Consider the following 20,429-nt stretch of genomic DNA (forward strand, 5'->3'; position numbering starts at 1 on the left):
GACTGTCCTACTCTCGAATTCGCTGGTAGATCGGGAGGTGTGCATGTCCTCGGGGGCTGGGGTGTCCTTCTTTACGCAAGCATCCGGATTCGCGGAACAGTGGCCGACAACGCGGCGTCACATCGTCGATGTCATGAACAGTGGCAAATACTCACATGGCCGCAAGGTTGCCGAACTCGAATGTGCGCTCGCTGATTACACCGGGGCCGAATACGTCATCGGGGTGAACAGCGGAACGGACGCGCTGGTCCTGCTGCTGCTCGCCGCGGGGCTCGACGCGGGGCAGGAGGTGGTGGTGCCGGCGTTCTCCTTCGTCGCCACGGCCTCCTCGGTGGTGCTCGCCGGGGGACGGCCGGTGTTCGCCGACATCGAGCCGGAGGGCTACTGCCTCGATCCCGGTTCGGTCGAGTCCGTGCTGACCGACCGCACGCGCTACCTGATGCCGGTGCACCTGTTCTGCCAGCCCGCCGACATGACCGCGTTGCTGGCGATCGCCGCCCGCCGCGAGCTGACCGTGCTGGAGGACAGCGCCGAGGCCATCGGCATGAGCTACGGCGCAACGCACGCCGGGCTGCTCGGTGCGGGCGGCGTGCTGTCGTTCTTCCCCACCAAGACCCTGGGCGCGCTCGGCGACGCGGGCGCCGTGCTCACCAACGACCCGGAGCTGGCCGAGGTCGTGTCCGCGCTGCGCCACCACGGGCGGTTCGGGCGCACGATCGACAACTTCCCCGGCATCAACTCCGCCACCGGCATGCCCGGGTTCAACAGCAAGATGGACGACATCCAGGCCGCCGTGCTGCTGGCCAAGCTGTCCACATTGGACCGTGACATCCAGCGCCGCGCCGAGTTGGCCGCCGCCTACACCGAGCGGCTGGCGGGCCTGCCGGGGATCCGGCGGCTGCCCCGCGTGCTGCGCCGCCCGGAGCAGGTGCGGGGCGTGTTCTACGTCTACGTGGTCGAGGTCGACCGCCGCGATCAGCTCGTCGAGCACCTGACGGCCTGCGGGGTGGGCACTGAGGTGTACTACCCGACCCCACTGCACCTGCAACCCTGCTTCGCCGAACTGGGCCACCGGCCGGGTGAGTTCCCCAACGCCGAGGCCGCCTGCCGGACGAGCGTGGCCCTGCCGCTCTACCCGGACCTGTCCCTGGAGGACGTGGACCGGGTGTGCGCCGCGATGCGCCGGTTCTACCTGGGGCGGGCCGCGTGACACTGCCGTTCTTCCCACCGGACCTGTTCGAGTCCGACCGCGAGCTGCTGCTGGACCTGGTGCGGCGGATCGCCCTCGCCCCGGAGCAGAAGTTCATCCTCGGCGAGCACACCGCGCGGTTGGAGGCCCTGCTGCGCGACTCGGTCGGCACCGCCGAGGCCATCGCCTGCGGCAGCGGCACGACGGCGCTCATGCTCGTGCTGCGCGCGATGGGGGTCGGCCCCGGCGACGAGGTCCTCGTGCCCGCCTTCGGCTGTGCCCCGCTGGCCGCGGCACCCGCCCTGCTCGGCGCCACCCCGGTCTTCGCCGACGTGGACCCGTGGACCCTGGTCGCCGACCCGGCCGAGGTGGACAAGCTGATCGGCCCGCGCACCAAGGTGATCATGCCCGCGCACATGTTCTCGGTGATGGCCGACATGCCCGCGATGCGGCAGATCGCCGACTCCGCCGGCGTGCGGCTGCTGGAGGACTCCGCCGTGGGGCAGGGCGGGGTCCTCGCCGGGCGGGCGGCGGGCACCTGGGGTGACGCCGGGGTCTACTCCTTCGTGCAGGTCAAGGTGTTCGGCATGCCCGGCGAGGGCGGCATGGTCGTCACCGGGGACCGCGAACTCGGTGCGGCCGTGCGTTCGCTGCGCAACCACGGGCAGCGCCCCGGCCAGCGCTTCGTGCACCACGTGATCGGCTACAACAGCCGGTTCGACGAGATCATGGCCGCCTTCCAGGTGCACCGGTTCGCCGGGCTGGCGGAGCGGGTCGAGCGCCGCGCGCGGATCGGCGAGTACTACACCGAGCGCTTCGCCCCGCTGGCCGACCGCGGGGTGCTCGCGCCGCCGCCCGGACGCGAGGGCCGTTGCTACTACGTGTACTCGCTGCTGGCTGACCGGCGTGAGGAGTTGAAGGGCCACCTGGCACGGCACGGGGTGGACTCGCACGTCTACTACCCGCGGCCGCTGCCGGAGCAGCCCGCGTTCGCCGAGTTCGCGCCCGCCGGGCGGCGCTGGCCCGCCGCGCGGAGCGCGTGCCGCCGGGCCCTGTCCATCCCGATCTACCCGCACCTGACCGACGCGCAGGTCGAGCACATCGCCGACACCGTCTGCCGGTTCGCCTGATGGAGGAGACAGCCATGCAGCCCGTGTCCCACCTGTCCCGCGACCGCACCGCGTACCTCCGGCTGGCCAAGCTGGACATCTTCGACTACTACCTGAGCCCGCTGCTGGTCTGGGCGCTGCTCGCGCCCGCGCTGCGGCTGGACCCGCAGATCCTGGTGGTGCTGCTGGTCTTCCTGCTCGGCGAGGTGCTGGTCATGGTCACGATGGTTGCCCTGGACGACCTGACCGGGTACCGGGACGGCAGCGACATCGCCAACTACGCCCCGGACGACCGCCGCCGCCGGCTGGCCCGCAAACCCCTGGTGGCGGGCACGTTGACCGAACAGCAGGTGCTGCGCTTCGCCTGGATCACCGGCGTGCTCGGTGCTGTGCTGTGGATCGCGGCCACGGTCATCGCACCACACACTCCACTGTGGACTGTCCTGTTGGCCGCGGTGACCTTCGTGTTCGCCGTGCAGTACTCCTGGGGCGTCAAGCTGAGTTACCGTGGCTTCCAGGAGTTCTTCCTCGCCGCACTGGGCTGGTCGGTCGTGCTCGTCCCGTACGGGCTGACCTCCGGGCGGTTCGAGGGCTTCGCGCTCGTGCAGGCACTGGTCTTCGGGCTGGGGCCGCTGCTGTTCGGGGTCTACTCCAACACCAACGACATCGAGGGCGACCGGCAGGTGGGCCGCCCGACCGTCGCGGTGCTGACCTCCCGCCGGGGCAACGCCCTGTTCGTGGGCGCCGTGTCCGCCGCCGAGACCGCGCTGATCCTGCTCGCGCCCTTCGTGGGCGGTCCGTGGTGGTTCCCGCTGGCCATGCTGCCGATGATCGTCCTGCGCATGCGGCAGTGGCGCACCGGTTTCGTGCACGGGGACATCCTGCGCGCGCGCAAACTCGGAGTGCACGTGCACCGGCTCACCGTGCTGTTGCTGGTGGTCCTCGACCTGGTGGTGATCCGGTGACCGCCGAGATCGACGTGGCCGTGGTCGGCGCGGGCATCGCCGGGCTGACGGCCGCGCACCGGCTGCGCGCGGCGGGCCGCTCGGTGCGCGTGTTCGAGGCGACCGACCGGATCGGCGGACGGATGGCCACGATCAGGTCGGCGGGCTACCTCGTGGACACCGGGGCAGAACAGGTTCCAGAGCGCGGCTACGACACGACCTGGCGGCTGCTCGCGGAGTTGGGCATCGACCGTTCGCGGGCGCCCAGGATCGAGGGCGGGATCGGCATGTGGCGCCACGACAGGGCGCACCCCGACGTGGCCCGGCCGCGCGGCCTGCTCACCGGTGCCGGTCTGCCGTTGGCCGCGCGCTGGGACCTGTTCCGGATCATGGCGCTGGCCGCGCGCCACCGCCTTGACCCGCACCGGCCCGAGGCGACCCCGTTCGGCTCGGCCACCGTCGCCGACCTGGCCCGCCGGTACCACCGCGACCTCGGCGAGTACCTGTTCCACCCGGTGGTGGCGGCGTTCTTCGGCTGGGACCCGCACCGCAGCGCCGTCGCCCCGTTCCTGAGCCTGCTCGCGGCGGTCGGGCCCGCCACGCGGTGGCGCACCTACGTCGAGGGCATGGACACGCCCGCACGGGCACTCGCCGACCAGGTGGACCTCAGCACGTCCAGCCCCGTGCGGCAGGTCGTGGCCGACCGTGACTCGGCGCGGATCCTGTTCGAGCACAACGAGATCCGGGCCCGATCGGTGTTGCTCGCGGTGCCCGCCCCGGTGGCGCTGGCCCTGCACGCCAATCCGCCCGAGCACGAACTCCCCTTCCTGCAAGCGTGTTCGTTCACCTCGGTGGTCAAGGCCCACTACCTGCTGGACCGTCGGCTCGCACCGCGTGGCGGCGGGCGGATCTACGCCCTGCTGGTGCCCCCGGTCGAGGACCCCACCGTCTGCACCGTGATGTTCGACCACGTCAAGCACCCGTCCCGCGTGCCGCACGGCTGCGGGCTAGTCACGCTGATCGCCAACCCGGCGGTCGTGCCGGAGCTGCTGGACGCGCCGGAACAGGAGATCGTCACGCGGCTGGCCGAGGCGGGGGAGCACTACGTGCCGGGGCTGCGCGAGGCCACGACCCGCGCGATGGTCAGCCGGATCCGGTACGGGCTACCCGAGGCGACACCGCGGGCGCTGGGCCTGCGCGCCGGGTTCGAGTCGCGGCTCGGCGGCGTCGTGGACTACGCGGGCGACTGGGTGAAGCTGCGCCCCAGCAGTGAGGGCGCGGTGTGCGCGGGGGAGTTGGCGGCGAGCCGGATCCTCGACAGGACAACACAACCGGGGAGGCAGCGGGTGTGAGGCCACATGACATGGGCACCCTGTTCGACCAGTGCGCGGATCGGGGCAGCCACACCGTGCTGCACCTGGACCGTCCGCTGGACATCGCGCCGGAGGCGGGCACGGCGCTGACCGTCACACGGTTGGCCGAGCTCACCGCCGAGCTCGCGGGCTGCCTGGCCGCGCTCGGCGCGGGGCCGGGCGACCGCGTCGCCGTGGTCAAGCGCAACCACTGGGACTACGACCTGATCGCCTGCGCTGCCATACGCATCGGCGCCCTGCCCGCGCTGATCTCCGGTCACCTGCCCGAGGGCGCCCTGGAGTCGCTGCTCAAGCGCTTGGAGCCCGCGGTCGTGCTGACCGACCGCCCGCTGCCCGCGGGATCGGCCCGCCGCGTGCTCGCGCTCGGCGAGCCCTGGCCCGGTGCGACCGCGCTGGACGACCTGCGCGGCACCCCGAGCCCACCGGTCCGGCGCCGTGGTGCCGACGAGCCGTTGGTCGTCAACCACACCTCGGGCACCACCGGCGCCCCGAAGCTCGTCGTGCACACCACCCGCACGATCATCGACACCCTGGCGCGGCCCGAGTCGATCCGCTGGCCCGTCGTGGGCACGCGCAGGGACGACACGGTGGCCAACGCCAGCTCCTACGCGCACGGCCGCACCTTCTGCTGGACCGCGGCCGTCTTCTCCGCCGCGCCAAGGAAGATCGCCATCCTCAGCGAACACGACCCCGCCATCGCGGCACGCGTGCTGTCCGAGCACCCGCCCACCACGGTGGAGGCCCTGCCCTCGGCGTACGTGCGCTGGCAGCGCCTCGCCGCCAGCCGCGACAACCCGTTCCGCGCGGTCCGCCTGTACGTCAGCACCTACGACGCGATGCACCCGCCCGCCGTGCGCACCCTGCTGGCCGCCTCGCAGCGTGACCGTCCACTGTGGATGCAGGGCTGGGGGCAGACCGAGACCGGGCCGATCACCTTTCGGTTCCTGACCCGCCGTGCGCTGGCCGCGCGCTCGCGGCACCCGACAACCCGGCACCTGGGCAGGCCGCTGCCGGGCGGCCCCAGGCTGCGCGTGGTCGACCCGGTGACCTTCCGGCCGCTGCCCCGTGGCACACCCGGGCTGGTGCTGACCAGGACCGCGGCCCGCTGCACCGGCTACGTCGGCGAGCAGGATCGCTGGCGGGCCAAGGCGATTGGCCCCTGGTGGAACACCGGCGACCTCGGCGTGCTGACCAGGACCGGCGCCCTGCTGCTGCTGGACAGGGAGGTCGACACGATCCCCGGGCTGAGTTGCCTGGAACTGGAGGACGTGATCGAGGACCGGTTGCCCGAGGTGGTCGAGTGCGTGGTGCTCGGCGCCACCGGCCGACTTCCGCTGCCGGTGCTGGTGACCGAGGACGGCCGGATCGACCGGGACCGCTGGTGCCTGGCCGTGGCCGACCTGCCCGCGCTGGCCGAGCCGCACACAGTGACCTGGCCCGAGGTCCCGCGCACCGGCACCGGCAAGGTGCGCAGGCTCGAGTTGCTGACCAGGCTGCTCGGACGCGCCGAAACGCACGGCTCCGGCCGTTGGACCTGAGGGGATCGCCGTGACGTCAACAAGAACCGGCTACGTGTTCGACAACGACTACGTGCACGCCGTCGACCAGCACCGCTACCTCACCGAGTGCTACGACGCGCTCACCTGCTCCCGGCTTGCTGAGACTGGAGTCTCACTTGGTTGGCGCTGCTGGGAGATCGGTGCGGGCGGTGGCAGCGTGGCGGACTGGCTCGTCCGCCGGGTCGGGCCGACCGGCTCCGTGCTGGCCACCGACATCAGGCCGATCCGTCCCTACGTCCACACCCACGAGGTCGTGCACGACCCGTTGCCGGACGGTGAGTTCGACCTGATCCACGCCCGGCTCGTGCTGATGCACCTGCCCGAGCGGGATGCCGTGCTGCGCAAGCTGCTTCGTGCGCTCAGGCCCGGTGGATGGCTGCAACTGGACGAGCCGGACATCGGCTACTGCCCGGTGCTGCTCTCGCCCGACCGGCGTGCCGCCGAGCTGTACGAGGCGTTCCAGGCGGCGAAGGAGGTGCTGCTGGCCGAGGCGGGCGCCGACGGCACGTGGGGCCGCAAGGTCGCCGGGGCCATGGCCGCCGCGGGATTTGTGGCGGTCGACCCGCTGCCGGTGGTCTACCCGTGGCGTGCCGGTTCGCCGGGTGTGCGGTTGCAGATCAACCACACGCACCACCTGCGGGACAAGCTGATCGCCGCCGGCATGACCGAGCAGGACCTCGCCGAGGTCCGTGCGCTGCTGGCCGACGAGCGGTTCCGCGCCAGTTCCACCGTGATGTACTCCGTGCACGGCAGGCGCCCGCTGTGAAGGTCCTCGACACCGTCCACACAAGACTGACCTGGGCCGGGCCGGTGGACCTGCCGCTGCACGGGGAGGCGGACGTGCAGGCCGCTTGCGGCATCATGCACGTGCACGGCCGCCGGTACGGGCAGCCCACCCGGCTGGCCCTGGACTACGCCACGCTGGTCGCCGAGGAACTGCTCGACCAGGGTGTGCTCGCCGCGAAGATCGCCCGTATCAGGGGGAATCCGCTCGACTCCGTGTCCACTTCGGTCGCTCAGGCCGCCCTGCTGGTGATCTCCCAGTACCTGGCCGCCGCCACCGCCGGGGACGACCGGCCCGAGCCGCTGCTGCCGGGTGGACCGCCCTTCGTGTCCTCCGACGGTGTTCGCTTCGAGATCGAGTCCCTGGACCCCTTTGTCTGGCAGTGTTTCTGGTCGGTGCTGTGTGCGGAACCGATCGCGGTGCGCGATGGCTGGCAGTCGTTCCTGCATCGGTTCGCCACCGCGACCTGTCCGTTGCCCGGCAAGCTGGTCGACCTGGTCGGTGAACTCCCCTTCGCGTGCCTGCGGGAGGTCGCCGCCCACACCGGGATGAGCATCGTCCGCGTCCTGAGTCGTTCGCCCACAGGCATTCCCGCCTACCGGTTGACCCCGTTGCCTGGGACGGCAACACTTCCGGCCGCCAGCGCAACCGCCCCGCTCGCTGGGATCACCGTGCTGGAGGTGACCCGCCGACTCCAGGGGCCACTCGCCGGTCACCTGCTCACCCTGTTGGGCGCCAAGGTGATCCGCATCGAGCCACCCGGCGGCGACCTGCTGCGCGGTGCGCCGCCGATCTCCGGTGACTGCTCGGCGCGGTTCCTGGCGGTCAACCGGGGCAAGCAGGTGCTGCGTATCGACCTCAACACCGCCCAGGGCCGGTCCGAGGTCCTGGAACTGGCCGCGGGCGCTGACGTGTTCCTGCACAACTGGGCCCCGGGCAAGGCGGAGCAGCGTGCACTGGACGCCGGGGACCTGGCACGGGTCAGCCCCGGCATCGTGTACGCCTGGGCCTCCGGCTGGGGTCAGGAGTTCGGCGCCGACCCACCGCTGGGCACCGACTACCTCGTGCAGGCCCACAGCGGACTCGCCGCCCGAACACCCTCGCTGATGACGGTCGTCGACATCTTCGGCGGCCTGGTCTGCGCGCACGGCGTGCTGGACGCCTTGCTGCACAAGGCACTCACCGGCGAGGGGAGCCGGGTCGACTCCTCGCTGCTGTCCGCGGCCGTGCGGCTGAGCTCCGGCCCGCTCGGCACGTCCTCACCAGAGGTGCCGATCTGCACCGACCTGACCGAGTTGGCCGCCGACCCCCGATTCGCCGCAGCGCTCGTGCGTGAAGGCTGCGTCTTCCCCTGTTCTCCCTGGGAGTTCTCTACATGACCTGGACCTCCACCAACGGTGTGACCCTCCGCGACCTCGTGCCCGTCGCCCTGCGGCGGCAGTGGGTGGAGCAGGGCCACTGCCCGGACCGCGACCTGTACTCGCTGTTCCGAGAACAGGCCACCCGCTGGCCCAGCCGAGTCGCCGTGATCGACGACCAGGGCGACCTCGGGTACGCCGAGCTGCACCACGAGGTGCTCAGGCTGGCAACCCTGTTGACCCGCAACGGCTTCGGCCCGCACGACATCATCGCCACCCACATGCACAACAGCCGGCACGCTGTGGTCGCCGAACTGGCCGTCGCCGCGATCGGCGCCGCCGCGCTGCCGGTGCCGCCCGGCCGGGGCACCGCCGACGCCCTGAGCCTGCTCGGCCGGTCCAGGGCCAGTGTCGCGCTGGTCGACGCCGAGTCCGAGGTCCCGATGATCAGCGGGCGGCTGCCGCACCTGCGCGCCGTGTTCGTGCTGCCCGCGGTGCTGCCCGAACCGGATCCCGGCTGGCGGGCACCGCAGGTCGATCCGGAGGCCCCGGCCCGGTTCCTGGTGTCCTCCGGCTCCGAGGCCGCGCCGAAGATCGTCGCCTACTCGCACAACGCCTTCGCCGGTGGCCGCGCCAACTACATCCGCGCCGTGCACCGGGGGGAGCCGGTCGTCCGCGACCTGTTGCTCGTGTCGCTGGCCTCCTCCTACGGCTCGTTCGGCGTCGCGATCACCCTGTGTTGCCTCGGCGGAACGCTGGTCCTGACCCGCCGGTTCCACCCAGAGCACGCGCTGGGCCTGATCTCCGCGCACCGCCCGACCCACGTGTTCGCCGTGCCGACCATGCTCCGGCGCATGGTGGACCAGCCCGTGCACGCGAACCTGGCCTCGCTGCGCGCCGTCGTCTCCAGCTCCGACATGCTGCTGGCCGACACCGTGCACCGCGTGCGCCGCGGGTTCGGCGTGGACCTGATCAACATCTACGGGTCCTCCGACGGGGTCAACTGCCACACCGCCCACCCGGAGCAGGGGGTCGGCGTGCCGGACCACACCGTCACCGAGATCCGGATCATCGACGGGGAGATCTGCGCGCGCGGCCCGATGACCCCGCTGTGCTACCTCGGCGCGCCCGAACTGGACTCCGCGTACCGGCTGCCCGGCGGTTGGGTGCGCACCGGGGACCGCGGCCGCTTCGACTCGGGGGGCAGGCTGCACGTGCTCGGCAGGCTGCGCACCGTGGTGGTGCGCGGTGGTTACGGCATCAGCCCCGCCGAGGTGGAGCGGGAGATCGCCGCCCATCCCATGATTGGCGAGGTCGTCTGCGTGCCGGTGCCCGACGAGGACCTCGGTGAGCGCATGTGCGCCTGCGTGACGATCAGGCCGGGGCAGCAGCCGCCCGACCTCGGTCAGCTCACCGACTTCCTGCGCGCCCGCGGCCTGGAACCCCGCAAGCTGCCCGAACTGCTGCTGGTGCTGCCGGAGTTCCCGCTCGCCCCGACCAGCAAGGTGTGCCGCCGCACCCTGACCCGCCTCGCCACGGAGTCCACACTGGTCCCACGCTGACACCCACTCCGTACGCCCCCCACCACTCCTCGGGGGGCGACCCCAGCTCCAGTCTACCCGCCCCGCCCCCTAGTTGATCTTGCTGGAGATCCACGTGTGGACAACTCGGCGGCTGTGGACAACCGTGCGCCGCCAGCGGCTCCCGCCCAGGTCAGACCGTGTCAAGGGGCCCTGGTGGCGTCATGGACATCAGTTCCCAGCAGTGCCCGTCCAGGTCGGTGAAGCTGCGGCCGTACATCGGGCCCTGCTCCAGGGTCCTGGTGACCCGCCCACCGGAGGCGGCCGCCCGCTCGGCGAGGTCGTCGACCTCCTGCCTGCTGGCGCAGGACAGGCAGAGCAGCACCTCGGTGCTGTCCGGGTCGGCGACCTCCCCGGGGGCGAACTCGCTGAACCGCTGCTCGGCCAGCAGCATGACGAACACGTTGTCCTCGACGACCATGCACGCCGCGCTGTCGTCGCAGTAGTCCTCGTTGAAGCCGAACCCCAGCCCGGTGAAGAACTCCTTGCTCGCGGCGAGGTCCCGCACCGGCAGGTTCACGAAGATCATGCGCATGACGGGGCTTCTCCTGTCGTGGAAGGGACTCAGCGGGTGAACAGGGCGCGCACTCCCGACCAGCGGCCCCAGGCGACCAGGGCCAGCAGCAGCCCGAACAGCACCGGGGTGAACGCCATGGCCGGTGCGCCCAGCACGAGGACCTGGGTCAGCGTGGCCCCGACCATCACGCCGACCAGGCCGAGCGCGGCCAGCCCGGCCAGCCGGGGGATGAGCAGGCCGATCGCCCCGGCCAGTTCCAGCGCGCCGGTCAGGTAGCGCAGCCACTGGCCGAAGCCCATCTGGTCGAACATCTGCACGGCGTACTCCTGGCCGAGCAGCTTGGGCCCCGCGGCGGCGACGAGGAAGAACAGGGCCATGACCACCTGTAGCACCAGCAGGGTGCGGTGCCAGGTGCGGCCGGTGGTGGTGGGGAGCGCGGTGCTGGCCATTGTGGATCTCCTGTCGTGCGGTCTCGTGGTGTCACCGGTACTGACCCGCCGACTCGCCGGAACTCATCGGTTGTCCCGCGGCACCTCGTGGGGGAGACTGTGCGCGGACTGGGGTCAAGGGGAGGAGACCGGCAGTCGTGACCGTCACTGACACACCCACCGACCAGGACTTCGAGGGCGTCATCGCCCCGTACCGCCGCGAGCTGCTCGCGCACTGCTACCGCATGCTCGGCTCGGTGCACGACGCCGAGGACCTGGTGCAGGAGACCTTCCTGCGGGCCTGGCGCTCCTACCACCAGTTCGAGGGCCGTTCCTCGATGCGCACCTGGCTGTACCGGATCGCCACCAACGTCTGCCTGACCGCGCTGGACACCCGCAACCGCCGGCCGATGCCCACCGGGCTGGGCAACCCCGGTTCGCAGGCGGGCGAGCCGCTGGTGGAGAGCAACGAGGTGCCGTGGCTGGAGCCGGTGCCCGACAGCGCGGTGGGGCTGGACGCCACCGACCCGGCCTCGATCGTCACCTCGCGGGAGAGCGTGCGGCTGGCGCTGATCGCGGCGTTGCAGCACCTGCCGCCCCGCCAGCGCGCGGTGCTGATCCTGCGCGACGTGCTCGCCTGGAAGGCGGCCGAGGTCGCCGAACTGCTCGACACCAGCACGGCGGCGGTCAACAGCAGCCTGCAGCGTGCCCGCGCCCAGTTGGAGCAGGTCTCACCCAGCCAGGACGAGGTCACCGAGCCGACCTCCGCGGAGACCACCGCACTGCTGGAGCGCTACGTGGCCGCGTTCGAGCGCAAGGACATCGCGGCGATGATCGACCTGTTCACCAAGGACGCGGTCTGGGAGATGCCGCCGTTCCTGTCTTGGTACCAGGGGCCGGAGAACATCGCGCGGCTGGTGGACACCCAGTGCCCGGCCAAGGGACCCGGGGACATGCGGCTGATCCCCACCAGCGCCAACGGCCAGCCCGCGTTCGGGCTCTACATGCGCGGGGAGGACGGCGTGCACCGCGCGTTCAACCTGCCGGTGCTGACCGTGACCGCCGAGGGCGTGAGCCACGTGGCCAGCTTCTTCGACCTGAGCCTGTTCGAGACCTTTGGCCTGCCCCTGGAACTGCCGATGTCATGAAAGTGCCGTTCGCGACATCTGGTGGCGCGAACGGCACTTTCCTGGCACTCACTGCGTGGCGGCCTTCTTCGCCGCGCGCTCGGCCTTGCGGCGGATCGAGTTGAACGCCCCGGTCAGGCCCATGGCCTTGCGCGCGGCGAACACCGTGGCCTGCACCTCGCGGCGGGTCCGCTCGGTGCCCTCCACGATCAACTGGTCGACCAGCCCGCTCTGCTCCTCGTACTTGGCCCGCCGCTCGCGCATCGGGTCCAGGAACCGGTTGATCGCCTCGGCCAGCTTCTCCTTGACCTCCACGTCGCCGACCTTGCCCTCGCGGTAGCGGGTCTTGAGGTCCTCGACCTGCGCCTTGTTGTCGTTGAAGGCGTCGTGGTAGGCGAACACGGGGTTGCCCTCCACGGTGCCCGGCACGTCGGCGCGCACGCGGTTGGGGTCGGTGTACATGCCCATCACGCGCTTGCGCACCTCGGCCGGGGTGTCGGACAGGTAGATCACGTTGCCGATGCTCTTGCTCATCTTCGCCTGCCCGTCGGTGCCCACCAGGGTCGGCACCTCGGCGTTGATCAGCTCCACCACCGGGAAGACCTCGCCGTACAGGTGGTTGAACCGGCGCGCGATCTCGCGGGTGATCTCCACGTGCGGGGCGTTGTCCTTGCCCACCGGGCACACGTGGGAGCGCACGCACATGATGTCCGCGGCCTGCAGGATGGGGTATCCCAGCAGGCCGTAGGGCATCTCCTCCTTGTGCGCGTCGCGGGCCATGTCCTTCAGGCTCGGGATCCGCTCCAGCCTCGGCACCGTCACCAGGTTCTGGAACAGCGTGTTCAGCTCGCACACCTCGGGCACGGCGGACTGCAGGTAGTACGTGGCGTGCTCCGGGTCGATGCCCGCCGACAGCGAGTCCAGCACCAGGTGCCTGGCGTTCTCGGCGACCTTGCCGATGTCCTCGACCGTGTTCTTGGTCGTGAGCATGTGCAGGTCGGCGATGATGAAGAAGCTGTCGTACTCGCGTTGCAGCCGGATCCGGTTGCTGATGCTGCCGACGTAGTGGCCCAGGTGGAGCTTCCCGGTCGGTCGGTCACCGGTGAGCATCCTGCGGCGTTCGGTCATGGGGTAAGTCAATCAGGCGGGCCGTGCGCGCGGGCAACGGGGACCGGAACCGGGGCGTGCCCGTGTCCTGCGACACCGGGGTGAACCGGCGATCAGGGTTCGCCCGTGTGGACCAATACCGGACCGCGCGTTTCGCGCGGGGTGATCAAAGGTTTGCGGTGCGTGTTCCCAGTAACGTTCGAACCTGGCAGTCCGCTGTGAATATGGCTCCGTCAGGCAGTTCTTGAGGCATCTTTGCCTACTGAGCGACCCTCGGAAGGGACATGCCAACCGTGCAGGATGAACAGAACTCAAGTCGGCTGGGCCTGCTCATGCGCCGCCAGCCGGTGCAGGCCCGTGGCGCCGCCACCGTCACAGCGATCCTCGACGCGTGCGAGGCGCTGCTGACCGACCGGGACTACGACTCGGTGACCACCGCGCGCATCGCGGAGTCCGCCGGGATCCCGATCGGCTCGTTCTACCAGTACTTCCCGGACAAGCGCTCCGTCGTGCGCGCGCTCGCCCTGCGCGGGACCGAGCGCTTGCTCGCCGAAGTGGAACAGTACTTCGACAACGGCACCCCGGAGGACTGGCGGGAGACCGTTGTCGGTGTTCTGGCGGTGTACGACCGCATCCGGCGCCGCGACCCCTCGCTGGGCCGGGTGGGCTTCGTGGACATGCTGGACAACCACCTGGTCGACCCGGAGGAGGACCACCACCGGGTGCTCGCCGACCAACTGGGCGCGTTGTTCGCCACCAGGTACCGGATCCGGCGCAGCGCGGCCTACAAGCTGGCCTTCCAGATGGCCGTGGAGTCCGGCGGAGCGCTGTTGCGCCTGGCCGAGCGCGGTCCGGCACGCCAGCGCAAGCAGCTGATCGCGGGCGCGCAGGAGGTCGTGGTTACTGTGTTGGCCAAGGTGCTCGACCAGGAGTAGTCGGAAGGCGGAGTGTGGCGTGGACCTGTCGAGGTTCCCTCGTGTCCGATTAGGACAGTGGCCTACGCCGCTCCAGGACTGTCCGCGCCTGTCGGCCCGGCTCGGTGGGCCGACGGTGCTGGTCAAGCGGGACGACGTGAACGGTCTTGGCGTCGGTGGCAACAAGCTGCGCAAGCTGGAGTTCCTGCTCGGGCGTGCGCTGGCCGACGGCGTCGACACGGTGATCACCTCGGGTGCGCTGCAGACCAATCACGGCAGGCAGACCGCCGCTGCCTGCGCTGCGCTGGGCCTGCGCTGTGAGCTGGTGCTGGTCAGGGAGGTGCCCAGGTCCGGGGAGCACTACGAGGGCTCGGGCAACCTGCTGCTGGACCGGCTCTACGGGGCGCGGGTGCACGTGCTGGACACCGCCGAACAGGCCGAGCAGCGTCGAGCCGAGCTGCTCGCCGACTCCGGGCGCACGAGGCTGATCCCCGTCGGTGGGTCCGACGGGGTCGGTGCACTGGGTTACGTGGCCGCCGCCGCGGAACTCGTGGAGCAGTGCGCGGAGCGCGGCGGCTGGCCGACCCGGCTGGTCGTGCCGCTGGGCAGTGCGGGCACCGCTGCCGGGCTGGTCGTGGGCATCGCCATGCTGGGCTGGGAGGTCGAGATCGACCTGGTCAGCGTGTCGCGGGCCAGTGCGCAGGCGTGGACCCAGCTGCGGCTGCTGGTGGACCAGACCTGCGAGGTGCTCGGCGTGCCCGTGCCGCCGCTGGACCGGGTGCGGGTCCTCGACCGCGCGGTCGGTCCCGGCTACGGCGTGCCGACCGATCAGGTCTGGCAGGCGCTGGCCGCGTTCGGCCGCACCGAGGGCATCACCCTGGACCCCGTCTACACCGGCAAGGCCGCCGCCGAGCTGCTGATGGCCGTGGCCGAGGGCTCGATCGACGCGGGGCAGACCGTGCTGTTCCTGCACACCGGGGGCCTGCCCGGGCTGTTCGGCTACGCCCCGGAAGCGCTGGCCGCCCTGCAATCTTGACCGATCGTTCTAGTTCGACTACCGTCGTACCTATGGCCAGGACCAAGGAGTTCGACCCCGACGCCGCACTGCGCGCCGCGGTGGACCTGTTCTGGCGCAAGGGCTACGAGGCCACGTCCATGCAGGACCTCGTCGACCACCTGGGCATCGGCCGGGCCAGCATCTACGCCACCTTCGGCAGCAAGCACGAGCTCTACACCGCGGCGCTGGCCCGTTACGGCGAGGACGCCGGCGGGCAGGTGCTCGACCTGCTCGGACGGTCGGGGCCCGCGCTGCCCGCGGTGCGCCGACTGGTGCGGACCTTCGCCGAGCAGTCGCTGGCCGACCCGGACCGCAAGGGTTGCCTGGTGACCAACACCGCGGTGGAGTGCCTGCCGGGGGACCGCGAGCTGGCGAGACTGGTGGAGGCGAGCCTCGACCAGCTGGAGACCGCGCTCGCGATGGCGCTGACCAGGGCGCGGGCCCAGGGTGAGCTGGCGGAGGGTGCCGATCCGCGGGCGCTGGCCCGGTTCCTGCTCACGCTGTTGCAGGGCATCCGGGTGATCGCCAAGACCCCCGACCGGCAACGCCTGACCGATGCCGTCGACCAGGCCCTGTCCGTGCTGGGCTGAGGGCTCCTGAGTTCTGCCGTAATACTGGAATGATCGTTCGATTATGGGGAGTGCTTGATGTCTCGCTTCACCGACAAGGTCGTGCTGGTCAGCGGTGCGGGCAGCGGGCTGGGCCGGGCCGCCGCCCTGGCCTTCGCCGCCGAGGGGGCCTCGGTCGTGCTGACCGGCCGTTCCGCCGACACGCTCGCCGAGACGGCCTCGGCCATCGAGGCCGCGGGCGGCAAGGCGCTGGTCGTCACGGCAGACGTGGCCGTGGAGGAGGACGTGCGCCGCGTGATCGACACCGTGCTGGCCCACCACGGGCGGCTGGACGTGGCGTTCAACAACGCGGGCGTGCTGGGCGCCGGCCCGCTGGTCGAGCTGGACTCCGCCACGGTGGACGAGGTGCTGGCCACCAACGTCAAGGGCACCTGGCTGGCGCTCAAGCACCAGATCCCGCAGATGGTGCGGCAGGGCGGCGGCGCGATCGTGAACATGTCCTCGGTGCTGGGCGCGTACAAGTCCGTGCCGGGCACCACCGTGTACGGGGCCGCGAAGGCCGCCGTGCTGGCGCTGACCAAGGGGGCCGCCCTGGAGCACGCCGCCGACAAGGTGCGGATCAACGCCGTGTCGCCCGGTGCGGTGGGCGGCCCGATGTCGCAGCAGCCGGGCGAGACCGCGCAGCAGCGGGACCAGCGGGTGGCCGAGACCGTGCCGGTCGGGCGGATCGGTTCCGCCGAGGAGATCGCCGAGGCCGTGCTCTGGCTGGCCTCCGACCAGGCCAGCTACGTCACCGGCCAGGACGTGGTGCTCGACGGCGCCTCCTCGCTCTGAGCGGGAAGCGCAAACACGCGGTACCGGAACGTCGAACACGCGGTACCGGAAGCGCCGACACGCGGGGTGGGGCGGCGCGTGTCGGACGTTCCCGTGCGGTGTGTCGGCGCTTCCGGTACGCCTCGGCTTGCTCCGGGTGGGCGGCTGGTGTGGGCTTGGGCGGTGAGCGAGCTTGCGAGCGAACCATTGGGCACAGGGCCGGCGCGAAGCGCTGCGCCGAGCGAATCCTTCGATGTGGTGGTGATCGGCGGCGGGCCGGTCGGCGAGAACGTGGCGGCGCGCGCGGTGCGCGGGGGCCTGACCGCGGCGCTGGTGGAGCACGAACTGGTGGGCGGTGAGTGCTCGTACTGGGCGTGCATGCCCAGCAAGGCGCTGCTGCGACCCGGCCACGCCCTGGCGGCCGCGCGGCGGCTGCCAGGGGTGCCCGTCGGCGACCGGCTCGACCCGGCCGCGGTGCTGGCCAGGCGCGACTCGTTCACCTCCCACTGGGACGACTCCGGCCAGGTCTCCTGGGCGGAGGGCGCGGGCATCACGGTGGTCCGCGGCCACGGGCGCATCGCGGGCGAGCGCCAGGTGTCGGTCGGCGACCGGCTGCTCACCGCGCGGCACGCCGTGGTGGTGAGCACCGGCAGCGTGCCCTTCACCCCGCCGATCGAGGGCATCGACACCGTGCGGACCTGGTCCTCCCGCGAGGCGACCTCGGCCAAGTCGGTGCCCACCAGCCTGGCGGTGCTCGGCGGCGGCGTGGTCGGCGTGGAGATGGCCCAGGCCTGGGCCAGGCTGGGCGCCGAGGTGACGCTGGTGGTCTCCCAGGACCGGCCGCTGCCTCGCCAGGAGCCCTTCGTGGGCGAGCTGGTGGCGCAGGGCCTGGCCGAGGACGGGGTGCGCGTGCTCACCGGGGTCTCCGGCCAGGCGGTGTCCCAGGTGGACGGCCAGGTCCGGCTCGCGCTCTCCGACGGCTCCACCGTGTCCGCCCAGGAACTGCTCGTGGCCACCGGCCGCCGCCCGGCCACCGCCGACATCGGGGTGGACCTGGTCGGCCTCAACCCCGGCAGCCCGCTCACCTGCGACGACACCGGGCTGGTCGAGGGTGTGGACGGTCAGTGGCTCTACGCCGCGGGTGACGTCAACGGCCGCGCGCCGCTGACCCACCAGGGCAAGTACCAGGCCAGGGCCGTGGGTGACGTCATCGCCGCGCGCGCCAGGGGCGGTGCGGTCGACACCTCGCCGTGGAGCCCGCTCGTGTCCACCGCCGACCACGCCGCCGTGCCGCAGGTGGTCTTCACCGACCCCGAGGTGGCCTTCGTCGGCCGCACCGCCGAACAGGCGGCGAAGGACGGGCTGCGGACCAGGGTTGTGGACCTTGACATCGCGGTCGCCGGGTCCTCACTGCACGCCGACGGCTACCGGGGCAAGGCGCGCATGGTGGTCGACGAGGACCGCCGTGTGCTGGTCGGCGTCACCTTCGTGGGCCAGGACGTGGCCGAACTGCTGCACTCGGCGACCGTCGCGGTGGTCGGCGCGGTCCCAGTCGATCGGCTCTGGCACGCTGTTCCGTCATACCCGACGATCAGCGAGGTGTGGCTGCGCCTGCTGGAGGCGTACGGGCTGTAGTGGTGGGGACGGGGACATGAGGCAGGAACAGGACCTGCTCGCGGGCAGGTACCGGCTTGGCGCGCTGCTCGGTGAGGGCGGCGTCGCGCGGGTGTACCGGGCCGTCGACGTCCGGCTGAACCGGTTGGTGGCCGTCAAGCTGTTCCGGCCGACCCTGGACGAGGTGGGCCGGCGCCGGTTCGCCCAGGAGGCCAGGGTCCTGGGCACCCTGCGCCACCCCGGCCTGGTCAAGCTGTTCGACGCGGGCACCGACGGGGACCGCGCCTACCTGGTCATGGAGCTGGTCGACGGGGCCACCCTGCTCGACCGGCTCTGCGACCAGCCGCTGGGCCCCGCCGAGGTGGCCGAGCTGGGCGCCACCCTGGCCCAGGCGCTGACCTACGTGCACGCCAGGGGCGTGGTGCACCGCGACGTCAAGCCCTCCAACATCCTGCTGGACTCCGACGGGGCCCCGCACCTGGCCGACTTCGGCTTCGCCAGGGCCGTGGACGCCACCGCCGTCTCGCCCACCGGGCAGATCGTCGGCACCGCCGCGTACCTGGCGCCCGAGCAGGTGCGCGGCGAGCCGGTCGGCCCCGCCGCCGACGTCTACGCGCTGGGCCTGGTGCTGCTGGAGTGCCTGACCGGCGAGTTGGAGTACGAGGGCCCGCGCGTGGAGGCCGCCCTGGCCCGGCTCACCCGCCCGCCCCGCATCCCCGCCGACCTGCCCGCCCCGCTCGCGGCCGCACTGGTCGCCATGACCAGGGCCGAGCCCGAGGACCGGCCCAGCGCACGGTCCTGCGCCACGCGACTGAGCGATGTGGCGCAGCGGTTGACCACCCGCACCGGCGTGCTTTCCGTGCCGCAGCTGCGAAGACGCCGCACGATAGCCGTGGCCGCCATCGGAGCCCTGGCGCTCGCCGCCCTGCTGCTGGCCCAGCCGCACGGCAGCGAGGAGCAGCACTCCGTGGAACCCCAGCAGAACACCACCACCGCCACCCCGCAGGCCTACACCCCGATCCCGGTGGTGTCCCCGCTGGAACAGGCGGCCGACACCAGGACCCGGTGAGCCCGTGCTGATCCACCCCTGGGACGCCGCCCAGCACGACACCGAGTGGCGGGACTGGTTGTCCACACACGACTTCGGCCAGCTGATCGCCCCCGGCGCGGGGCGCGACCTGCCGGTGGTCGTGCCCACGCACTTCCGCTACGACGGGGAGCGCACCGTGCTGCTGCACCTCGCGCGGCCCAACCCCGTGTGGCACGCCCTGGACGAACACCCCCGCGCGCTGCTCGCCGTGACCGGGGACTACACCTACGTGCCCGCCGCCTGGAACGCCGCCGAGGACACCGATCCGGCCCAGGGCGTGCCCACCTCGTACTACGCCGCCGTGCACCTGGAGTGCGACGTGCGCGTGCTGGACGATCCCGCGGTCAAGGCCGAACTGCTCAACGCCCAGCTCGCGCACTTCGAACCCGGCAGCGGCCGGCACCCGGTGACCCCGGATGAGCGCCTGCTCAAGGGGATCCGCGGCATCGAGCTGACCGTCACCGCGGTGCGCGCCAAGTTCAAGTACGGCGGCAACAGGTCCGAGGCCGACCGCGCGCGGATCTCCGAGCGGCTGCGCGAGCGGAACGGCTTCCTCGACGCCGAGGCTCGCGGGCACCTGACCCGGCGCGGCTAGTCCAACCGCGCCGCCAGCGCGGACAGGAACAGCTCCACGGTCGCCTCGAACGGGCTGTGCCGCATCTGCGCCACGAGGAGGTCCGCCCCCTCCGCGATGTTCGGGTACTGCCCGGCGGGCAGCTCCCGGTAGACCTCGCGCCAGGTGGCCGTCTCCGCGGCGAGTTCGGCCTTGTCCCCGCTGCACATCGCCGAGTCCAGCGCCGAGAACGCCAGTACCAGGCTGATGAAGCAGTGGTAGTGGCGCACGGCCCGCGCCGGGGTGAAGCCCGCGCCGCGCAGGATGCCGATGATCGTCTCCACGGCGGCCAGTTCGTGCGGGCGGCCCGTCACCCGTGCGGTGACCACGGCCGCCGCCCGCGGGTGCGCCAGGTTCACGCCGTGGATCAACCCCGCGAGGGTCCGCAGGTCCCGCTGCCACTGGCCGGTCGGCTCGAACCCGGCGAAGGTCCGGCCGATCAGCTCGTCGGCGAGGGCCAGCAGCAGCTGGTGCTTGTTCGCGAAGTACCGGTACACGGCGGTGGCGTCGGCCCCGAGCGCCGCGCCGAGCCTGCGCATCGACAGGCCCTCGGCCCCGTGCAGTTCGATCAGCCGCAGGGAGGTGTCCACGATCAGGTCCTCGGACAGCACCTGTCCGCCACGGGTCGGACGGCGGCGACGGCGGGCGGACCCGACACGGCTGCTGGTCACTCGCCGAGCTTAT

General features: G+C 71.7%; 20 protein-coding genes. 16 read left to right on the top strand and 4 right to left on the bottom strand.

The genetic code is table 11. The features are described from left to right. Positions 1–43: 43 nt before the first annotated feature. The 8 genes from KALB_RS08940 to KALB_RS08975 are packed head-to-tail and all read left to right on the top strand — an operon-like array spanning position 44 to position 9,878. Positions 44–1,210 carry a DegT/DnrJ/EryC1/StrS family aminotransferase gene (locus KALB_RS08940; RefSeq protein ID WP_030111018.1) on the top strand — a complete coding sequence of 389 codons (1,167 nt, stop codon included), beginning with the start codon at positions 44–46 and terminating at the stop codon, positions 1,208–1,210. After that, the gene (locus tag KALB_RS08945) at positions 1,207–2,319 is read left to right on the top strand and encodes a DegT/DnrJ/EryC1/StrS family aminotransferase (protein ID WP_030111017.1); all 1,113 of its coding nucleotides are present in this window, start codon (positions 1,207–1,209) and stop codon (positions 2,317–2,319) included. The genes KALB_RS08940 and KALB_RS08945 overlap by 4 nt, the downstream gene beginning before the upstream one ends. A 14-nt stretch (positions 2,320–2,333) precedes the next feature. Continuing rightward, complete coding sequence (locus KALB_RS08950; RefSeq protein ID WP_030111016.1) at positions 2,334–3,263, top strand: UbiA family prenyltransferase; 930 nt, start codon at positions 2,334–2,336, stop codon at positions 3,261–3,263. Further along, positions 3,260–4,594 carry a protoporphyrinogen/coproporphyrinogen oxidase gene (locus KALB_RS08955; RefSeq protein ID WP_030111015.1) on the top strand — a complete coding sequence of 445 codons (1,335 nt, stop codon included), beginning with the start codon at positions 3,260–3,262 and terminating at the stop codon, positions 4,592–4,594. Before KALB_RS08950 ends, KALB_RS08955 begins: the two co-directional genes overlap by 4 nt. A gap of 11 nt (positions 4,595–4,605) precedes the next feature. Continuing rightward, entirely contained in the window at positions 4,606–6,153 is a 1,548-nt protein-coding gene (locus tag KALB_RS08960; RefSeq protein WP_030111014.1) for a class I adenylate-forming enzyme family protein, read from the top strand. Between the two features lie 10 nt (positions 6,154–6,163). Further along, entirely contained in the window at positions 6,164–6,940 is a 777-nt protein-coding gene (locus KALB_RS08965) for a class I SAM-dependent methyltransferase (RefSeq protein ID WP_063750763.1), read from the top strand. Further along, on the top strand, positions 6,937–8,337 hold the full coding sequence (locus tag KALB_RS08970) for a CoA transferase (RefSeq protein WP_025355386.1): 1,401 nt from the start codon (positions 6,937–6,939) through the stop codon (positions 8,335–8,337). The genes KALB_RS08965 and KALB_RS08970 overlap by 4 nt, the downstream gene beginning before the upstream one ends. Continuing rightward, positions 8,334–9,878, top strand: a complete 1,545-nt coding sequence (locus KALB_RS08975; protein WP_025355387.1) for a class I adenylate-forming enzyme family protein — start codon at positions 8,334–8,336, stop codon at positions 9,876–9,878. Before KALB_RS08970 ends, KALB_RS08975 begins: the two co-directional genes overlap by 4 nt. A 151-nt stretch (positions 9,879–10,029) precedes the next feature. Here the strand turns inward: KALB_RS08975 and KALB_RS08980 are convergent, their stop codons facing one another. Together KALB_RS08980 and KALB_RS08985 are read right to left on the bottom strand one after the other, a co-directional pair. Next, positions 10,030–10,431 carry a VOC family protein gene (locus KALB_RS08980; protein WP_025355388.1) on the bottom strand — a complete coding sequence of 134 codons (402 nt, stop codon included), beginning with the start codon at positions 10,429–10,431 and terminating at the stop codon, positions 10,030–10,032. Positions 10,432–10,460: 29 nt separating this feature from the next. Continuing rightward, the gene (locus tag KALB_RS08985; protein WP_025355389.1) at positions 10,461–10,862 is read right to left on the bottom strand and encodes a DoxX family protein; all 402 of its coding nucleotides are present in this window, start codon (positions 10,860–10,862) and stop codon (positions 10,461–10,463) included. 137 nt (positions 10,863–10,999) lie between these two features. Here KALB_RS08985 and KALB_RS08990 point away from each other — a divergent pair, with 137 nt between their 5' ends. Further along, positions 11,000–11,989 (top strand): sigma-70 family RNA polymerase sigma factor, encoded by a 990-nt coding sequence (locus KALB_RS08990; RefSeq protein ID WP_025355390.1) that lies wholly within the window; start codon positions 11,000–11,002, stop codon positions 11,987–11,989. 48 nt (positions 11,990–12,037) lie between these two features. Here KALB_RS08990 and trpS read toward each other — a convergent pair whose 3' ends face one another. Next, a complete protein-coding gene (trpS, locus tag KALB_RS08995) occupies positions 12,038–13,096 on the bottom strand; it encodes a tryptophan--tRNA ligase (RefSeq protein WP_025355391.1) in 1,059 nt (352 codons plus the stop codon). 272 nt (positions 13,097–13,368) lie between these two features. Here trpS and KALB_RS09000 point away from each other — a divergent pair, with 272 nt between their 5' ends. The 7 genes from KALB_RS09000 to KALB_RS09030 all read left to right on the top strand — a co-directional run bounded on the left by KALB_RS09000 (position 13,369) and on the right by KALB_RS09030 (position 19,727). Further along, a complete protein-coding gene (locus KALB_RS09000; RefSeq protein WP_236650208.1) occupies positions 13,369–14,010 on the top strand; it encodes a TetR/AcrR family transcriptional regulator in 642 nt (213 codons plus the stop codon). A 19-nt stretch (positions 14,011–14,029) separates the two neighbouring features. After that, complete coding sequence (locus KALB_RS09005; protein WP_025355393.1) at positions 14,030–15,025, top strand: D-cysteine desulfhydrase family protein; 996 nt, start codon at positions 14,030–14,032, stop codon at positions 15,023–15,025. Between the two features lie 32 nt (positions 15,026–15,057). Next, the gene (locus KALB_RS09010) at positions 15,058–15,636 is read left to right on the top strand and encodes a TetR/AcrR family transcriptional regulator (RefSeq protein ID WP_025355394.1); all 579 of its coding nucleotides are present in this window, start codon (positions 15,058–15,060) and stop codon (positions 15,634–15,636) included. 57 nt (positions 15,637–15,693) lie between these two features. After that, on the top strand, positions 15,694–16,449 hold the full coding sequence (locus KALB_RS09015) for an SDR family NAD(P)-dependent oxidoreductase (RefSeq protein WP_030111012.1): 756 nt from the start codon (positions 15,694–15,696) through the stop codon (positions 16,447–16,449). A gap of 234 nt (positions 16,450–16,683) precedes the next feature. After that, positions 16,684–18,063: a dihydrolipoyl dehydrogenase family protein gene (locus tag KALB_RS09020; RefSeq protein ID WP_201771895.1), complete on the top strand. Its 1,380-nt coding sequence runs from the start codon at positions 16,684–16,686 to the stop codon at positions 18,061–18,063. 16 nt (positions 18,064–18,079) lie between these two features. After that, complete coding sequence (locus KALB_RS09025; RefSeq protein WP_025355397.1) at positions 18,080–19,111, top strand: serine/threonine-protein kinase; 1,032 nt, start codon at positions 18,080–18,082, stop codon at positions 19,109–19,111. A gap of 4 nt (positions 19,112–19,115) precedes the next feature. Further along, on the top strand, positions 19,116–19,727 hold the full coding sequence (locus tag KALB_RS09030; RefSeq protein ID WP_025355398.1) for an FMN-binding negative transcriptional regulator: 612 nt from the start codon (positions 19,116–19,118) through the stop codon (positions 19,725–19,727). Here the strand turns inward: KALB_RS09030 and KALB_RS09035 are convergent. After that, a complete protein-coding gene (locus KALB_RS09035; RefSeq protein WP_025355399.1) occupies positions 19,724–20,416 on the bottom strand; it encodes a TetR/AcrR family transcriptional regulator in 693 nt (230 codons plus the stop codon). The genes KALB_RS09030 and KALB_RS09035 overlap by 4 nt on opposite strands. Positions 20,417–20,429: the final 13 nt, after the last annotated feature.

Origin of the sequence: Kutzneria viridogrisea DSM 43870, assembly GCF_000525635.1 — a bacterium.
Lineage (GTDB): Bacteria > Actinomycetota > Actinomycetes > Mycobacteriales > Pseudonocardiaceae > Kutzneria > Kutzneria viridogrisea.

Bases quoted from the DNA above. Each gene is read 5' to 3' on its own strand.
- trpS (WP_025355391.1), bottom strand. From the start codon at position 13,096: ATGACCGAACGCCGCAGGATGCTCACCGGTGACCGACCGACCGGGAAG.
- KALB_RS09015 (WP_030111012.1), top strand. From the start codon at position 15,694: ATGTCTCGCTTCACCGACAAGGTCGTGCTGGTCAGCGGTGCGGGCAGC.
- KALB_RS08980 (WP_025355388.1), bottom strand. From the start codon at position 10,431: ATGCGCATGATCTTCGTGAACCTGCCGGTGCGGGACCTCGCCGCGAGC.
- KALB_RS08975 (WP_025355387.1), top strand. From the start codon at position 8,334: ATGACCTGGACCTCCACCAACGGTGTGACCCTCCGCGACCTCGTGCCC.
- KALB_RS08960 (WP_030111014.1), top strand. From the start codon at position 4,606: ATGGGCACCCTGTTCGACCAGTGCGCGGATCGGGGCAGCCACACCGTG.
- KALB_RS09010 (WP_025355394.1), top strand. From the start codon at position 15,058: ATGGCCAGGACCAAGGAGTTCGACCCCGACGCCGCACTGCGCGCCGCG.
- KALB_RS09025 (WP_025355397.1), top strand. From the start codon at position 18,080: ATGAGGCAGGAACAGGACCTGCTCGCGGGCAGGTACCGGCTTGGCGCG.
- KALB_RS08985 (WP_025355389.1), bottom strand. From the start codon at position 10,862: ATGGCCAGCACCGCGCTCCCCACCACCACCGGCCGCACCTGGCACCGC.
- KALB_RS08940 (WP_030111018.1), top strand. From the start codon at position 44: ATGTCCTCGGGGGCTGGGGTGTCCTTCTTTACGCAAGCATCCGGATTC.
- KALB_RS08950 (WP_030111016.1), top strand. From the start codon at position 2,334: ATGCAGCCCGTGTCCCACCTGTCCCGCGACCGCACCGCGTACCTCCGG.